Here is a 15,843-nt window from a genome sequence, read left to right as displayed (position 1 = left end):
CATCATCTGTAAAGGAATCCAGAAGATGCACGCCACCTCACCGATCGCCCGCGCCGTCTACACCCGGGCAGCCGATCCGGAGTGCCTGTTTCCGGGCGGCCCGCTCTTGGACGAACTCCGCGCCGAACTGGCCCGGTTCGATCCGGAGTGCGGACGGATCGACGACCTCGACGAGCTCCGTGCCCACGCTTCCGGGTGGGCCGCCCGGGAGACCGACCGCTTCACCGGTCTGCTGGACCGTGCCACCACCGCCGGCGACCGGCAGGCCCTGGTACGGCGGGCGGCGCTGTCGAACGCTCCGCTCGCCCTGCTGTCCGGGGCCTGGCTCCAGTGGCTCAGCGCCCCCGGCAGCTTCGAGAGCCTGCCGACCCTGCGCACGCTCAGCCTGTACGCCTCCGACGTGGGCGCGGGCCACCCCCACGCCTCGCGCGGCTCCGCCTACCTCGCCCTGCTGCGGCGGCTGCGGCTGGCGGAGTACGCCGTCCCGGCGGCCCGGCTCGCCCAGGACCAGCGCATCGAGGAGGACGCCTTCTTCGTCCCGGCGGTGCTGCTGACCCTCGGACGCCGTCCGGAGGACTTCCGCCCCGAGATCCTCGGCGCCGACCTCTGCCTGCGTGCCGTGGGACTGCTGCCGGCGCTCGCCCTGGTCAAGCAGGCCCATCCGCACGACGCCGCCTGGGAATCGATCGACCCGAGCACCGCCCGGGAGCCCGGCGGTCCCACAGCGACCGAGCAGGCCCTCGCCGCCATCGACGCCCTGGGCGCCGCGGGCGAAGACGGGACCGGGCCCGGAACCGGGACGGGAGCAGAGCGCGCCCGCCGCGTCGCCGAGGGCTTCCGCTGGGCGCTGGGCGCGCTCCAGGCGTGGGGCGCACACCTCCACACCCGCCTGGAGAACTCCCTCGATCCCGCCAGCGGGATGGCCGAGCTGATGCGGCTGCGGGCCCGCGAGGGCGCCGTCTACCACCACGACTTCCCCATGGAGGGCAAGCCGCTCTCCCACTGGCTCACGGACTGCCTGACCGACGCCCAGCCGTTCCTGGATGTTCTGGCCCGCAGCCGGATGGTCAAGCCTGGGCGTTCCGAGGCGAGTTCGCTCGTCAACGGCCTGGTCGGGGAGCGGGGACCGATGTTCCGGGTGTTCTCGCCCGAGGACCTGGAGGTCATCCGCCGCTGGATCGACGCGCTGCCCCCGCGGGATCACGCCGCCGTGGCCGACGACGACACCGACAGCGACGCCGCCCGCACCAGCCGTTCCGTACCGGCCCTGCCCGCGCCCGCCCTGCCGTCCCTCTCGGCCCCGGCCGAGGAGCGGGGCCAGGTCCCGGCACACGTCCGCGAGGCCTACTGGATGCTCCAGCAGCGCACCGCCACCCCGGCCCTGCACCACTGGGCACAGCGGTACGTGCGCGGCTGGCTGGCCCGCTCCGGCACCGGCATCGAGCGCAGCGGGATGCACCTTCCCGAGGCCTGGCCGGCGGAGGGGCTGCGGCCGTGGCTCGGCGCCGAGCACGACCGGCACGGGGCGGAGTTCGCGGAGGGCCACGAGGTCCCCATACCGTCCCGGCAGGAACTGATCGACTCCACCGCGCAGCTGGCTCCGCTGACCCTGATCGACGGAGCCTGGCTGCAGGGGTTCACCGACTACGAAGAAGCCTCCTCCGAGATCGGCTTCTCGCTCTTCGAGACGTACTGGGACGAGCTCGGCAACGGCGAACCGCATCTGAACCACCCTCTCATCTACCGGGAAGTGCTGGCGGAGATGGGGGTGGACGCCCCGCCCTCCGGGTCCAGGGAGTTCGCCCAGTGGTCCGGCTTCCAGGACTCCTCCTTCGAACTGCCCGTCTACTGGCTCGCCATCGGCCGGTTCCCGCGCACCTTCCTGCCCGAGGTCCTGGGCCTGAACCTGGCGATGGAGCTGTCCGGGGTGGGCGGGTCCTACCGCAGGGCCCGCATCGCCCTCAAGGCGCACCGGTTCAGCACCCGCTTCGTGGACATCCACAACACCATCGACAACGTCTCCACCGGCCATTCCGCCTGGGCCGCCGACGCCGTGGACACCCTGATGTCCACCACGCCGGCCACCGCGGCGCCGGAGGTCTGGGCGCGCGTGCGCACGGGATTCCGGTCCCTCACCCCGCCCTCCGGATTCCGTGCCCGCCAGGCACAGCGGCGCGCCCAGAGCGCCTCCGCCCCCGACAGACGCTTCGTGCGTTAAGGAGCTTTTCCGTATGACCGATCTGGTTCTGGGCCTCTCCGCCTACTACCACGACAGCGCCGCGGCCCTGGTCGCGGACGGGGCCCCCGTGGCGGCCGCACAAGAGGAACGATTCAGCCGCCGCCGTCACGACTCCGACTTCCCCGCCCGGGCGATCGCCTACTGCCTCGAAGAGGCCGGCGCGACCCTCGACGACGTCTCCGCCGTCGCCTACTACGAGGACCCGGCCCTGAAGTACCGCCGGGTGCTCTCCACCTTCACGGCGGCCGCTCCCCGCGCCTACTCCTCCTTCGCCCGGACCATGCCGGAGTGGCAGGAGTGGAAGCGCGACGCCACCGGCGAGGTGCGCCGGCGCCTGGAGGCGCTCGGGCTGGGCCGCGTACCGGAGATCCGGGCGCGGCAGCACCACGAGTCGCACGCCGCGTCGGCCTTCTTCCCCAGCCCGTACGAGTCGGCCGCCGTGCTGTGCATCGACGGCGTCGGCGAGTGGGCCACCACGACGCTGTGGCACGGGCAGGGCAACCGGCTCGACTCGCTGGCCGAGATCCGCTTCCCGCACTCACTCGGCCTGCTGTACTCGGCCTTCACCTACTTCTGCGGGTTCAAGGTCGACTCCGGCGAGTACAAGCTCATGGGGCTCGCGCCCTACGGCGTGCCCCGTTACGAGCAGGTCATCCGCGAGCGGCTGATCGACATCAAGCCCGACGGCTCCTTCCGCCTCGACATGCGCTACTTCGAATACCTGCGCGGCGAGGTCATGACCGGCCGGGGCTTCGAGAAGCTCTTCGGCGGTCCGCGACGCGACGCCGAAGGCCCGCTGACCGAGCGGGAATTCGACCTCGCCGCCTCGGTGCAGAAGGTCACCGAGGATGTGGTGATCAAGCTGGCCAGCACGGCCCGCGAGCACACCAACGAGTCCCGCCTGTGCCTGGCCGGCGGCGTGGCGCTCAACTGCGTGGCCAACGGAAAGATCATCCAGGAGGGCATCTTCGACGAGGTGTGGATCCAGCCGGCCGCGGGCGACGCGGGCGGAGCCCTGGGCGCCGCACTCGCCGTGGCCCACGAATCCGGCGCGGAGCGGACCCACCTGGGCGGCGGCCGCGACGGCATGAGCGGTTCACTGCTCGGCCCGGGCTACGACGACGAGGAGATCGCGGCGTACCTGGAGCGCGAGGGGATCCCCCACCGGCGACTCACCCCGCAGAAGCTGGCCGAGAGCGTCGCCGGCGTACTGGCCGACGAGAAGATCGTCGGCTGGTTCCAGGGGCGCATGGAGTTCGGGCCCCGGGCGCTGGGAGCGCGGTCGATCCTTGGGGACCCGAGGTCGCCGAAGATGCAGTCCGCGATGAACCTGAAGATCAAGTTCCGCGAGTCCTTCCGCCCCTTCGCGCCCTCCGTCCTGGACACCGACGTCAAGGACTACTTCGAGCTGAAGCAGGAGAGCCCGTACATGCTCGTGGTCGCGCCCGTGGCGCAGGCCCTGCGCATTCCGGACGCCGACGCGCAGTTGAACGGGGCGTCCGGCCTGGACCTCCTGAAGGTGCCACGCTCCACCATCCCGGCGGTCACGCACGTGGACTGCTCGGCCCGGGTGCAGACGGTGTCGGCCCACAACAACGAGCCCTACCACCGGCTGCTGACGGCCTTCAAGGCCGCCACCGGCTGCGCGGTGCTGGTCAACACGTCCTTCAACGTGCGGGGCGAGCCGATCGTCAGCAGCCCGGCGGACGCCTACACCTGCTTCATGCGCACCAACATCGACTACCTGGCCATGGGGTCCTTTCTGCTGAGCAAGGCCGATCAGCCGCAGTGGCAGGAGGCCGGCGACTGGCGCGAGGACATCCCCCTCGACTGAGCCGGCGGTCCTTCCCCACAGCCCCCGACGCCGAGCTGCGGCGCACTCCACGAGAGACGGATCCCATGAAGAAACCGCTCCTCTTCCTTGCCTACTACCTGATCGTCACCCCAGTCGGTGCCGTTCAGCGGCTGCTGCGCGACCCGATGCAGCGCCGCATCCAACGGGACGCCGAGTCCTACTGGACGGTCGCTCCGGTCCGTAGGTGAGCCCGTCGACACCGACTACGACCCGAGCGGAAAGAGAAAATGATTCATCCTCCTACCGAGGAGCCGGCAGCGGACGCCCTCCGGATCACCCGCTTCCGGCTCGATGACGGAACCCGGGACGTCCTGGGCAAGGAGATCGTGGCGCGGACGCACGCCTCCGTCCTCGACTCGGACGACCACCAGGCCATCCTGTCCTCCATAGGAGCGTACGTCCTACGGCAGTACCTCCCGGGACAGATCCTGAACGCCCTGGAGACGTTCCGCGTCAGCCGGGCGCACGCGCTGACGCTGACCAACCTCCCCCAGCAGGACCTGCCCGCCACCCCGGTGAGCGGGTACGGGGACGAGCCCGCCCTGTCCCTCGTCAACGCCGTCCACTTCGGGCTCGTCCAGTTGCTCGGAATGACCCCGTACGCGGTGAACTACGAGAACCTGGGGCGGCTCATGCGCAACGTCGTCCCCAATCCGGCCGCCTCCGGAACGACCAGTTCCTGGGGCGCGGACTCCGAGTTCTTCTGGCACACGGACAACCCGCACCTGCCCTTCGGGGACCCGGGCGAGGACCCGCGGGGCTACGTCCCCCAGTACCTGACGTTCTACACGGCCCGCAACGAGGAACGCGTACCGACGGAACTGGCCGCCGCCGAAGAGGTGGTGGGCCTGCTGGACCCGACCGCCCTGCGTGCGCTGGAGCGGCGCGGCTTCGTGGTCGGCGCCCCGGATTCCAACGACTTCCCCGAGTCCCCCGAGCTGCTGGACAAGGCCCCGCTGCTCGAACGGGACGCCACCGGGCGCCACCGGGTCCGCTACGACGCGGGAACCACCCGCGGCATCTCCCCGGAGGTCGAACAGCACCTCGCCACCCTGCACCGGGCACTGGGGCAGGTACACGGCTCGGCCATCACCCTGGATCCCGGCGACTTCCTCGTCTTCGACAACTACCGGGTGGTCCACCGGCGGCGCGCCTTCACCCCCGCCCTCGCCGACAACGCCCGGTGGCTGCGCCGCTGCTACGCCAGCTGATGCGCAGCACCCCCCCTGGAGCCACAAGTCCGCGCCGCGGCCCGGACGTTAAGGAGAAACAAGAGATGTTCCGCATAGCCGTCGTCGGCGGTCGTCCGGCACCTGTGACCGGCGCGAAGCAACTGGGCATCGACGTGGTGCTCGTCCACGAGGAAAACGCCTACGACCCGGCCATCGGTGCGCACTGCGAGCGCATCGTGCACGCGCCGATCACCGACGGTCCCGCGATCCTGGCGGTCCTGAGGCCGCTGCACGAGGAGCGCCCCTTCGACCGGGTGATCACCACCACCGAGTTCGCCGCCGAGTCCACCGGCCACGTGGTCGACGCCCTGGGCCTGCCCGGAGTCACGGAGGCCACGGCCCGCGCGCTCAAAGACAAGGTGCTCACCCGCGAGCTCCTCGAAAAGCACGGGCTGAGCCCGGTCCGCTACCGCTCGGTGCACTCCGCCGAGGACGCGGCCGCGTTCGCCGCCGAGGTCGGCGAGCCCATCGTGCTCAAGCCCACCGACGGTGTGGCCAGCCTGCACATCCACCCCGCCTCGACGCCCCAAGAGGCGGCCGCGGCGTGGGACCGGCTGGTCGAGGCGGGGATCACCACGGTCATCGCGGAGGAGTTCCTGGAGGGCCCCGTGGTCTCCGTGGACTCGTTCTCCTTCGAGGGCCGCCACGTACCCATCGGCTACTCCGAGTACCGGATGAACGAGCGCTTCGTGGAGTGGGAGGTGTCTACCCCCAGCCGGGTCGCGGTCCCGCACCTCGACGCGCTGCGCGAGCTCACCGTCGGTCTGCTGGACGCCGTGGGCCTCACCGAGGGGCCCTCGCACAGCGAGTTCGTACTGACCCCCAAGGGCCCGCGGGTACTGGAGTCGCACGCCCGGCTGGCCGGCAGCGGTGCTCCCGAGCTGGTCCGCCGCGCGTTCGGCTGCGACCTCAACCGCTGGTTCCTCACGGTTCCCCTGGGCATCGACACCCTGCCCGAGACCTCCCCGGAGCCCATCGGGGGCGCCGCGGTGCGCTTCTTCACCCCGGAACCGGGAACCATCTCCGCCATCGAGCTGGAGGAGGACCTCGACATCGAACTGCGGCGTCAGCCGGAGGGCGAGGTGCCGCAGGTGTTCCTGCCGCACCTGGACGAGTTCGCGGACAAGGAGGTCGCGGCCTTCATCGCGAAGAACCCCGGCGAGGAGGTTCCCCCGCTGCTCACGGTCATCGACTGCGTCTCGGGCTACGTGATCGCCTCCGGCACCGACGCCGACGACGCCGTGGCCAAGTGCGACGCGGTCAACGAGCGCATCCGCTTCCGCACGGCCTGACGGCCCTCGCCAGTCCCTCCGGTGGTCGGGGTCCCCGTACCCCGGCCACCGGAGCCGTTCCCGATCCGGCCGTACGCCCGCACTCCCGCTCGGCCGCCCTCCCCGCCCCACTCGCCGTCGCCTGCTTGAAGGCCCCAGACATCGGAAGCATGATGACCGCTCCCCTTCCCCACATTCTCGTCATCTCCCGCTGGCGTGACCACTACGCCCGGTACGAGGACTACATCGACCACCGTGCCCACCGCGTCACCTACGTGACGACCGGGCTGGGCCGCGCATCGGTTCCCGTCTCCGCAGCCGGCAGCATCACGGTGGCGGCCACCGACGACCTGCGCGAGGTACGGCGGGCGGCGGACACCCTGTCCGTCAGGTTCGGCACCCCGGACCTGATCGTCGCGCTGAACGAGGGCGACCTGGAGACGGCGGCCCAGCTGCGCGCGCAGCTCGGCTGCCCGGGGCAGGACATGACGGGCCTGGCACGCTTCCGCGACAAGCTGATCATGATCGAGGCGGTCGCCGCGGCGGGACTGCGCACCCCCGCCTTCGCCGACGCCCCCGACGCCGCGGCGGTCAAGGAGTTCTCCCAGGACCACGGCTGGCCGCTGGTGGTCAAGCCCCGGCGCGGCACCGCCAGCCGCGGAGTGCTCACCCTCCGGTCCGCGGACGACCTGGTGGTCCTGGACGCCCAGGAGCCGGAGGACCGGATCGTCCAGACGTTCTGCGGCGATGCCATCTACCACGTGGACGGCCTGTGGACCGGGACCGCGCTGGGCCCGTGGCGGGCCTCCCGGTACGTCAACACCTGCGCGGAATTCCCCACGGGCGAGGCCCTCGGTTCCGTCGAGGAGGACGACCCGGCCCTGCTGGAGCCGATCGGCGCCTTCACCGCCGCCGCCGCCAAGGCCCTCGGCGGCCGCCACCCCTGGGTCTTCCACCTGGAGGTGTTCGTCGGCACCGCCGAGGACGGGTCGGTACGGGTTACCTTCCTGGAGGCGGGCTGGCGGGTCGGCGGGGCCGAGATCCCCTTCATCTGGCGCGAGGTGCACGGGGTCGACCTGATGGCGGCCGCGGCCGCCATCCAGCTGGGCAATGACCCGGCCCTGCCCGAACTTCCCGACGGGAGGTTCGGCGGCTGGCTCCTGGTGCCCTCGCCGGTCCCGGCGCCGTGCAGGATCGTCGCCGCCCGGATTCCGGATGGCGACGGGGCCTTCGCGTACGCGCAGGTCGTACCGCAGCCCGGACAGGTACTGCCGAAGGTGGGCGGCTACGAGCACGTGGGCGCCCGCTTCCGCTTCCGCGGGGGCAGTACGCGCGAAGTGCTCGAGGCGATCACCGCCACGGCCTCACGGGTCTCCCTCGAATGCGTACCCGAGCGCGCGGAGGCACAGCCCCTCCAGGTGCCCTGCGGACTGGACCGCTGACCGCGTGACCTCGTGAGACCCCGCCCGTCCGTCCGTCCCACCCTCCTTCTTCCCCTCGTACGCACCCGAGCAAGGACCCTTCCCATGGCACTGCATCGTGACGAACTGACCCCCCAGTCCCAGGAGTACGGCCGTTTCGACGACCGGGGTGAGGCTCGCTACCTGCCGTACCTCATGTACTTCCACCGGGCCGACTACCTCTCCGACGTCATCAACACCGACCGGGCCGGTTTCCGCATCTCCCACGGCCCGGACGGTGCGACCGCCTCCGCGGCCGGGAACATCCCCACGAGCGGTCGGGTGCGCATCATCTCCGGCAGCTCCACCGTCATGGGCATCGGCGCCACCAGCGACGCGCACACCCTGGCCTCGCGACTGTGGACCGAGCACGCGCCCTCCGCCCCGTGGCTGAACTTCGGCGGCCGCTGCTACAACTCCACCCAGGAAATGCTCCTGTTCACGCTCCACCGGCACCTCCTCCCGGAGATCGACGAGGTCGTCGTCTTCTCCGGCCTCAACGACCTGACCGTCGGCCGCCTCCCCGAGTGGCAGCAGGGCGACCACGGCGCCTTCTGGTTCTGCGGCGAGTACTTCGAGAAGATGGAGGAGCTGCGGGCGGAGAACCGCAAGGCGAACAAGCGCATGGGCTTCCGCTCCGCCCCGCGCCGCGCGACCATCTCCACCCACGAAGACGTCCGCCGCGACGTCTCCCAGGTCATCGACGCCGCGGCCGAACTGACCCTGCGCCACCTGGAGACCTGGCGACTGCTGGCCCCCGAGGCGCGACTCACATATGTTCTCCAGCCGATGGCCCTGTGGATGCGCGAGCAGCACTCCCCCGAGGAGCAGCTGCTCTTCGACGAGATCGACCGCATCTCCAAGCTCGGCACCTGGGAAGCCCTCTACGGGGACATCTCCACCCCGGCCGTGGCCCGCGCCTTCGCGGAGAAGCTGAGCATCGGCTGCGAGAAGCTCGGCATCCGCTTCTTCGACCTGAACCCCGTGGTGGCCGCCGCCGTCACGCAGCAGGACTGGGTCTACGTGGACCGGGCCCACTACACCGACCACGGCTACGACCTGGTCGCCCGGATCATGGCGGAAACCCTCGGTCTCTCCTGAACCGTCCGCTCCCCCCTTCATTTCACACGAGTTCCGCAAGAGACACGAGAGCTGAGGACACCGTGACCGGGAAATTCCGTGTGGCCTGGGTCGGCGGCCGGCCCGCACCCATCGCCGGAGCCAGGGAACTGGGCATCGACGTGGTGCTCGTCCACGAAGAGGGCATGTACGAGCCGTCCATCGCGCAGCACTGCGAGCGCATCGTGCACGCCCCGATCACCGACGGCCCGGCGGTCCTGGCCGTCCTGCTGCCCCTGCACGAGGAGCGGCCCTTCGACCGGGTGATCACCACCTCCGAGCCCGTCGGCATCAGCGTGGGCCACGTGGTGGACGCGCTCGGCCTGGCCGGCGTGAGCGAGGCGACGGCGCGCACCCTGAAGGACAAGGCCCTGACGCGCCGGGCCCTGGAGCAGCACGGGCTCAGTCCGGTGCGGTACGAGGTGGTGCGGGACGCGGCACGGGCCGTGGCCTTCCAGCGCGAGCTGGACGGTCCCATCGTCCTCAAGCCGGTGAACGGAGCGGCCAGCCGCCACATCCACCGGGCCGACAGCGAGGCCGAGGTCCTGGCGGCCTGGGCGGTGATGGCCGCGGACGGGCTGACCGCCGCGCTCGCCGAGGAGTACCTGGACGGACCGGTGGTCTCTGTGGACTCCTTCTCGCACGAGGGCCGGCACGTGCCCATCGGCTGCTCCGAGTACCAGGTGAACGAACGGCACGTGGAGTGGGCCGTGTCCACGCCGAGTCGGATCGCGGCGCCGTACATGGCGGAGCTGCGCGAGCTGACCGTCGGACTGCTCGACGCCGTGGGCCTGACCGAAGGGCCCTCGCACAGCGAGTTCGTCCTCACCCCCAAGGGCCCGCGGGTCCTGGAGTCCCACGCGCGCCTCGGCGGGCACGCCCTGCCGGAACTGGTGCGGCGCGCCTTCGGGACCGACCTCGCCCGGATGATGCTGACCGTGCCGCTCGGCATCGAGGAGCTGCCCGCGAGCTGCCCGGAGCCGGTGGGCGGAGCGGCCATCCGCTTCTTCACCCCCGAGCCCGGGGAGATCCGGGAGGTAGTGGTGGACAAGGACAACCCGGCGGTGGTCAGGCGGCTGGCCCCGGGAGAGCTCGAAGGGGTCTACCTTCCGCTGCTGACCGAGGTCAGCGCCCTGGAGACGGGGGCGGTCGTCGCGAAGAACCCCGGCGACGTGGTGCCGCCGCTGAACACCCTCGCGGACTGCAGCTCCGGCTACGTCCTGTCGAGCGGCCGTGACGCAGCCGACGCGGAGGCCCGCTGCCTGGAGGCCGAGCAGAAGATCCACTTCCTCACCGTGTGAGCACCTCTACCGCGTGAGCCGCACGGCCCGCCCCCTCCCTCACCCCCGGACCAGCCGAAGGGCCTTCGCCATGACTACCACAGCCGCAGGCGAGGAGGGTACGAGGCAGGACGCACCGCCCGTCGTACCCGCCCCGTCGGTCTTCCGCCACAAGCCCTTCCGCTACGTCTTCGCCGCCTCCGCGGTGAGCGTGCTGGGTACACAGATCAGCTATCTCGCGGTCCCGCTGCTGGCCGTGACGGTGCTCGACGCCTCTCCCGGCCAGGTGGGCGCACTGGCCGCGCTGGGCACGGTCGCGTTCCTGCTCATCGGGCTCCCGGCCGGCGCCTGGACGGACCGGATGCGCAAGCGGCGCCTCCAGATCACGGCGGACCTGGTCCGGGCGGTGATGTTCGGATCGGTGCCGGTCGCCTGGTGGCTCGACGTCCTCACCATCGGGCAGCTGTACGCGGTGGTGCTGGTCTCGGGGTTCGCGACGGTCTTCTTCGACGTCGCGAACCAGAGCTTCCTGCCGCACGTGGTGGGGCGGGACCAGCTGGCTGAGGCCAACTCCAAGCTGGTGGCCATGCAGGCCATCAACCAGGTGTCAGGGCGCAGCGTCGGCGGCTACCTGGTGCAGCTCCTCACGGCCCCCCTGGCGCTCGCTGTGAACGCCCTCACCTTCCTGTGGTCGGCGCTCTTCCTACTGCGGGTGCGCACTCCCGAGCCGCGCCCCGTGCGCCGCCCGGACACGCACCTGGGCCGGGAGATCCTGGAGGGCACCCGGTTCGTCCTGGGCCACCCGCTGCTGCGCCCGCTGGCGCTGGAGGGCGCGCTCACCAATCTGGCCCTCCAGATGATCGTGACCGTGCTCCCGGTGCTCTTCGTACGGGAGTTGGGGCTGCCGGAGTACGCGCTGGGCCTGTTCCTCGCGATGGCCGGCGCCGGGGTCTTCATCGGCTCGGTCTCGGCCCGTGCCATCAGCCGTCGGCTGGGCGAGGGGCGTGCCATGTGGGTCACCGGCCTGTGCGTCGCCCCCGCCGGGTTCGTCGTCCCGCTCATCGACCGCGGGCCGATGCTCTGGGCGGCGGGCGCCGCGTACCTGCTGATGACCTTCAAGGTCGGCACGGACAACGTGCTCAAGGTGACGTTCCGGCAGCGGGCCACCCCCACGCACCTGCTCGGCCGGATGAACGCCACCTTCCGGTTCCTCCTGACGGGCTCGCTGGCCATCGCTTCTGTCCTGGCCGGCGTCCTCGGCGAGACCGTGGGCGTCCGCTCGGCCCTGTGGGCCGGCGCGGCGGTGCTGTCGGTCAGCTGGCTGCTGGTCTTCTTCTCGCCGTACCGCAAGGCCCGGGAGCTGCCCAGCTGAGGTCCGGTCAGACCGGGCCCGAGGTGTCGAGGGCCAGGGTGAAGGCGAGGGTGCCGAGGACCGAACCCATCATGTAGCGCTGCACCTTGAGCCAGGAGGGGCGGCGGGCGAGGAACCCGGCGATGGTGCCGGCCGCCAAGACGATGGCAAGGTTGACGGCGACGCTGACCACGATCTGGATCGAGCCGAGCACGATGCCCTGGAGCAGGACATGGCCCTTGTTCAGGTCGATGAACTGCGGGATGAGCGAGAGGTACATGATGGCGATCTTCGGGTTGAGCAGGTTCGTCATCAGGCCCATCGTGAACAGCTTGCGCGGGGAGTCGTGCGGGACCTCCTGCGGCGAGAACACGGAGAGGCCGCCCGGCTTGAGCGCGTTCCAGGCGAGGTAGGCGAGGTAGGCGGCGCCCGCCAGCTTCACCGCGAAGTACAGCTCGGGCACGGCGATGAAGACGACGGACAGACCCAGGTTCGCGGCGAGCAGGTACACCATGAAGCCCAGGGCCACGCCGCCGAGGGAGGTGATCCCGGCGCGCTTGCCCTGCGTGATGCTGCGCGAGACGAGATAGATCATGTTCGGGCCAGGGGTGAGCACCATGCCCAGCGCCACCACCACCACGCCGAGAACCCCGCTCAGTTCAATCATGGAAACACCCTCATTTGCTGCTTCGATCTCGGACGTGGAGCAATGCTCGGATCATATTGATCCGAGCATTTCAATGCAATCCTCAATATTGCACTCGGTGCAATTTTGTGATTGGGTCGCTGCATTCGTCTGAGGGACTGAGGGGAAACCGCCGTGAAGGACTACCGGAGCGTCGCCGACGCGGTGGCCGAGCAGATCCGCACCGGGCTGCTCCGGCCGGGAGACCAGCTGCCCCCGCAGCGCGAGTTCGCCCAGCAGTACGGCATCGCCGGCTCCACCGCCGCCCGCGTCTACCGCGAGCTCGCGCGCCGGGGCCTCACGCTCGGCGAAGTGGGCCGGGGCACCTTCGTCCGCGCGGAGTCCTCCCACACATCCGCCGCCCCCGCCCTCACCGAACCCGCGGGCAGCCGGATCGACCTGGAACTCAACTACCCCGTGGTTCCCGAGCAGACGGCACTGCTGGCCGAGGGCTTCGCCGGGCTGATGCGGCCCGACGTCCTCGGGGACGCCCTGCGGCCCATCGGCGCCGCCGGCCTCCCGGCCGTCCGCGAGTCGGCCGCCGACCTGCTCGCCCGCGGAGGCTGGCGCCCCGAACCGGAACGGGTGCTCTTCGCCGGCAACGGCCGCCAGGCCATCGCGGCCGTCATTACCGCCCTGGTGCCGCCGGGTGGCCGACTCGGCGTCGAGACGCTGACCTACCCCATCGTCAAGGCCGTCGCGGCCCGGCTCGGCATCACCCTCGTCCCGCTGGCCATGGACGCCTCCGGGCTGGTCCCCGAGGCCGTCGAGGAGGCCCACCACAGCGATCCGCTCAATGCCGTGTACATCCAGCCCGTGCTGCACAACCCGCTCTCACTCACCATGCCCCCGGAGCGCGTAGCCCGGGTGGCCGAGGCACTGCTACGCCTGGGGATCCCCGCAATCGAGGACACCGTCTGGGCCTTCCTCCGCGACGAACTACCGCCGCTCGCCGCACTGGCCCCGGAGCGCACCGTCCTGGTCGACAGCCTGTCCAAGCGCATCGCGCCCGGACTGACCCTCGGCTTCGTGGTGGCGCCCGGCCCCCTGGTCGCAGACATCGACACGTCCCTGCGCTCGGGCGGCTGGACCCCCATGCGGTTCGCCCTGGAGTCCGCCCACCGCTGGCAGCAGGACGGCATCGTGCGGGCGCTCGTCAAGGCCAAGCAGCGCGAAGCCCTCGTACGGCAGGACCTGGCGGCCCGGCACCTCGCCGGATTCGAGGTACGGAGCGATCCGTGCTCGTTCCACTGCTGGTGGCAGCTGCCCCGCTCGTGGCGCTCGGACACCTTCGTCGCTGCCGCCGCGCGGCACGGCATCGGAGTGGCACCCGCCACCGCCTTCACCGTCGGCCGCAACAACGCCCCCAACGCGATCCGGCTGGGACTGGCCTCACCGCACGCCGAAGTCCTCGTCCAGGCCCTGGACACCTTGGCCGGAATTGCCCGGTCCACCCCGGACGACCTCGTCACCGACTGACAGCGAGGATGTGACGTGGTGACGCTGCGGGGGGTGCCCCTATGGACTCCGTCGACGGGGACCTCACGGCTGACGGCCTGGAGCCCTCGGCGTTCGACGGCGACTCCACGGACGACGGGAGCGAGACCACCGGCGCCACCACGGTCTCCTTCAACGCCCAGCAGGCCGGTACCTACCTCCGCACCGGAGCGGCGACCTGGGCCGTGTCCGACTGGAACGCACCGAGCCTGTACGACCAGGACTGCACGAACTTCGTCTCGCGGGCGATCGACATCGGCGGCGACGTCAGGATGAAGGGCTCCGGGGACGAGAACCACAAGAGCAAGGACTACTGGTGGCGCAAGCCCAGCAACTGAACCGTTCCGGGTTCGGTAGAGACTCGATTCCGTGAAAGGATTGAGTCATGGCACGTCCCTCCTCTTATCCCGTTGAGCTGCGCAAACGAGCGGTCCGTATGGTCGCCGAGGTCCGTGGTGACTATCCGAACGAGTCGGCCGCGCTGCGGGCGGTCGCCCAGAAACTCGGGATCGGTTCGGCCGAGACCCTGCGGAACTGGGTGAAGCGGGACGAGGTCGACTCCGGGCGGCGTCCGGGGACGACCACGGAGGAGTCCGCGCAGGTCAAGGCGATGAAGAAGGAGATTGCCGAGCTGAAGCGGGCGAACGACATCCTGAAGGCTGCGGCGGCGGAGTCAACCGGTTGATGCAACAGCTGCCGCGAGCCTATCAGCGGGAGTTTCGAACCCGAGGGTCTGCCGGGGGCGGGTGTTCAGCTTGAGGGCGACGGCATCCAATTCGACCTGGGTATATCCGGACAGGTCGGTTCCCTTGGGAAAGTACTGGCGGAGGAGTCCGTTGGTGTTCTCATTCGATCCCCGCTGCCAGGGGCTTTTCGGATCGGCGAAGTAGACCTTGACGTCGGTGGCCATTGTGAACCGCTTGTGGTCGGCCAGCTCAGTACCCCGGTCCCAGGTCAGTGAAGTCATCAACCCGTCGGGCAGGTAGCGGACTTGATGACTCAGTGCGGAGATCACACTGGTGGTGTCCTTGCCTGCGACCCGGACGAGCATGACGTAGCGGGAGTGCCGTTCGACCAGTGTCGCAATATGACTGTTCTTCGCACCGGTGATCAGGTCGCCTTCCCAGTGGCCGGGAACAGCCCGGTCCTCGGCCTCGGCCGGACGCTCGCGGATGGAGACCGCGTCACGGATGCAGCCTCGCTGCTGACCTGCGGTGGAGGCGTTCTTCGAGCGGCGCATCGTGCGCCGGCGGCGCAGATGGGAGACGAGCTCCTTCTTCAGTACGCCTCGGGCCTGGATGAACAAGCTCTTGTAGATCGTCTCGTGAGACACGTACATACCGTCCTCGGGCGCGAAGGCGCGGGCGGGCCAGCCTGCGATCTGACGCGGCGACCAGTCTTCCTTCAGCTTGCCCGCGACCGTGTCCCGCAGGGCCGGACTCTGTTGCAGCAAACAGGACTTCGGGCGCCGGGCATTGCCCCAGGCCCCCTCGTCCGCGTGAGCGGCCCGGTACTTCTCACGCCCGCCGTGACGCCCCACCTCGCGGCTGACCGTGGACGGTGCCCGCCCCATCCGGCCCGCGATCGCCCGGAAGGAGTCGCCAGCGGCCAGACCCCGGGAGATCTCCTCCCGCTCCGCCAGCGACAGCACTCCGGCCGATCGGGCCCTGGCCGCCGGGACGAATCCGCCGTTCGCCGCGACCACTCCGTGGATTGACCCGGGCACCCTGCCCAGCGCACGCCCGATCTCGCTCAGCGACTGCCCGTCCCGCCATCGTCGCCACACTTCACGCTTTTGCTCGTCCGACAGCCCCGGACGCCCGATTCTCGCCACCCAGCAACACCTCCAGCAGC

14 protein-coding genes are annotated in these 15,843 nt (G+C 70.5%); 12 read left to right on the top strand and 2 right to left on the bottom strand.

Features of this window, described 5'->3' with window-relative positions:
• Positions 1 to 25: 25 nt before the first annotated feature.
• The 9 genes from BN1555_RS37335 (at position 26) to BN1555_RS37300 (ending at position 11,828) form a co-directional block, all read left to right on the top strand.
• Complete coding sequence (locus tag BN1555_RS37335) at positions 26 to 2,218, top strand: iron-containing redox enzyme family protein (RefSeq protein WP_093804357.1); 2,193 nt, start codon at positions 26 to 28, stop codon at positions 2,216 to 2,218.
• A gap of 13 nt (positions 2,219 to 2,231) precedes the next feature.
• Entirely contained in the window at positions 2,232 to 4,073 is a 1,842-nt protein-coding gene (locus tag BN1555_RS37330; protein ID WP_093804356.1) for a carbamoyltransferase family protein, read from the top strand.
• A gap of 65 nt (positions 4,074 to 4,138) precedes the next feature.
• Positions 4,139 to 4,282 carry a hypothetical protein gene (locus BN1555_RS39510; RefSeq protein ID WP_176710384.1) on the top strand — a complete coding sequence of 48 codons (144 nt, stop codon included), beginning with the start codon at positions 4,139 to 4,141 and terminating at the stop codon, positions 4,280 to 4,282.
• Positions 4,283 to 4,321: 39 nt separating this feature from the next.
• The gene (locus BN1555_RS37325; RefSeq protein WP_093804355.1) at positions 4,322 to 5,305 is read left to right on the top strand and encodes a TauD/TfdA family dioxygenase; all 984 of its coding nucleotides are present in this window, start codon (positions 4,322 to 4,324) and stop codon (positions 5,303 to 5,305) included.
• Between the two features lie 65 nt (positions 5,306 to 5,370).
• On the top strand, positions 5,371 to 6,618 hold the full coding sequence (locus BN1555_RS37320) for an ATP-grasp domain-containing protein (protein ID WP_093804354.1): 1,248 nt from the start codon (positions 5,371 to 5,373) through the stop codon (positions 6,616 to 6,618).
• 149 nt (positions 6,619 to 6,767) lie between these two features.
• A complete protein-coding gene (locus BN1555_RS37315; RefSeq protein ID WP_369689054.1) occupies positions 6,768 to 8,039 on the top strand; it encodes an ATP-grasp domain-containing protein in 1,272 nt (423 codons plus the stop codon).
• An 84-nt stretch (positions 8,040 to 8,123) separates the two neighbouring features.
• Positions 8,124 to 9,158 (top strand): SGNH/GDSL hydrolase family protein, encoded by a 1,035-nt coding sequence (locus tag BN1555_RS37310; RefSeq protein WP_093804352.1) that lies wholly within the window; start codon positions 8,124 to 8,126, stop codon positions 9,156 to 9,158.
• Between the two features lie 62 nt (positions 9,159 to 9,220).
• Positions 9,221 to 10,477, top strand: a complete 1,257-nt coding sequence (locus tag BN1555_RS37305; RefSeq protein WP_255306569.1) for an ATP-grasp domain-containing protein — start codon at positions 9,221 to 9,223, stop codon at positions 10,475 to 10,477.
• A gap of 70 nt (positions 10,478 to 10,547) precedes the next feature.
• The gene (locus BN1555_RS37300; RefSeq protein WP_093804350.1) at positions 10,548 to 11,828 is read left to right on the top strand and encodes an MFS transporter; all 1,281 of its coding nucleotides are present in this window, start codon (positions 10,548 to 10,550) and stop codon (positions 11,826 to 11,828) included.
• A 7-nt stretch (positions 11,829 to 11,835) separates the two neighbouring features.
• Here the strand turns inward: BN1555_RS37300 and BN1555_RS37295 are convergent, their stop codons facing one another.
• Positions 11,836 to 12,474, bottom strand: a complete 639-nt coding sequence (locus BN1555_RS37295) for a LysE family translocator (protein WP_093804349.1) — start codon at positions 12,472 to 12,474, stop codon at positions 11,836 to 11,838.
• A 153-nt stretch (positions 12,475 to 12,627) separates the two neighbouring features.
• On the opposite strand from BN1555_RS37295, the gene BN1555_RS37290 reads away from it, so the two are divergent.
• Genes BN1555_RS37290 through BN1555_RS37280 form a run of 3 tightly spaced genes read left to right on the top strand, consistent with a single transcriptional unit; the run spans position 12,628 to position 14,674 of the window.
• Positions 12,628 to 13,971 (top strand): aminotransferase-like domain-containing protein, encoded by a 1,344-nt coding sequence (locus BN1555_RS37290; RefSeq protein ID WP_093804348.1) that lies wholly within the window; start codon positions 12,628 to 12,630, stop codon positions 13,969 to 13,971.
• Positions 13,972 to 14,012: 41 nt separating this feature from the next.
• Complete coding sequence (locus BN1555_RS37285; RefSeq protein ID WP_093804347.1) at positions 14,013 to 14,327, top strand: amidase domain-containing protein; 315 nt, start codon at positions 14,013 to 14,015, stop codon at positions 14,325 to 14,327.
• A 47-nt stretch (positions 14,328 to 14,374) separates the two neighbouring features.
• Entirely contained in the window at positions 14,375 to 14,674 is a 300-nt protein-coding gene (locus BN1555_RS37280) for a transposase (protein ID WP_093804346.1), read from the top strand.
• Here the strand turns inward: BN1555_RS37280 and BN1555_RS37275 are convergent.
• Positions 14,663 to 15,823, bottom strand: a complete 1,161-nt coding sequence (locus BN1555_RS37275) for an IS30 family transposase (protein ID WP_093804345.1) — start codon at positions 15,821 to 15,823, stop codon at positions 14,663 to 14,665. The two genes, BN1555_RS37280 and BN1555_RS37275, sit on opposite strands and share 12 nt — an antisense overlap.
• Positions 15,824 to 15,843: the final 20 nt, after the last annotated feature.

It is taken from the genome of Streptomyces sp. Wb2n-11, assembly GCF_001049855.1.
Lineage (GTDB): Bacteria > Actinomycetota > Actinomycetes > Streptomycetales > Streptomycetaceae > Streptomyces > Streptomyces altiplanensis.
This window is presented reverse-complemented; position numbering and strand designations above follow the sequence as displayed.

What these genes read in the sequence shown, in the direction of transcription:
- BN1555_RS37295 (WP_093804349.1), bottom strand. Translation starts at nt 12,474, where the DNA reads ATGATTGAACTGAGCGGGGTTCTCGGCGTGGTGGTGGTGGCGCTGGGC.
- BN1555_RS39510 (WP_176710384.1), top strand. Translation starts at nt 4,139, where the DNA reads ATGAAGAAACCGCTCCTCTTCCTTGCCTACTACCTGATCGTCACCCCA.
- BN1555_RS37285 (WP_093804347.1), top strand. Translation starts at nt 14,013, where the DNA reads ATGGACTCCGTCGACGGGGACCTCACGGCTGACGGCCTGGAGCCCTCG.
- BN1555_RS37330 (WP_093804356.1), top strand. Translation starts at nt 2,232, where the DNA reads ATGACCGATCTGGTTCTGGGCCTCTCCGCCTACTACCACGACAGCGCC.
- BN1555_RS37320 (WP_093804354.1), top strand. Translation starts at nt 5,371, where the DNA reads ATGTTCCGCATAGCCGTCGTCGGCGGTCGTCCGGCACCTGTGACCGGC.
- BN1555_RS37300 (WP_093804350.1), top strand. Translation starts at nt 10,548, where the DNA reads ATGACTACCACAGCCGCAGGCGAGGAGGGTACGAGGCAGGACGCACCG.
- BN1555_RS37280 (WP_093804346.1), top strand. Translation starts at nt 14,375, where the DNA reads ATGGCACGTCCCTCCTCTTATCCCGTTGAGCTGCGCAAACGAGCGGTC.
- BN1555_RS37325 (WP_093804355.1), top strand. Translation starts at nt 4,322, where the DNA reads ATGATTCATCCTCCTACCGAGGAGCCGGCAGCGGACGCCCTCCGGATC.
- BN1555_RS37315 (WP_369689054.1), top strand. Translation starts at nt 6,768, where the DNA reads ATGATGACCGCTCCCCTTCCCCACATTCTCGTCATCTCCCGCTGGCGT.
- BN1555_RS37310 (WP_093804352.1), top strand. Translation starts at nt 8,124, where the DNA reads ATGGCACTGCATCGTGACGAACTGACCCCCCAGTCCCAGGAGTACGGC.
- BN1555_RS37335 (WP_093804357.1), top strand. Translation starts at nt 26, where the DNA reads ATGCACGCCACCTCACCGATCGCCCGCGCCGTCTACACCCGGGCAGCC.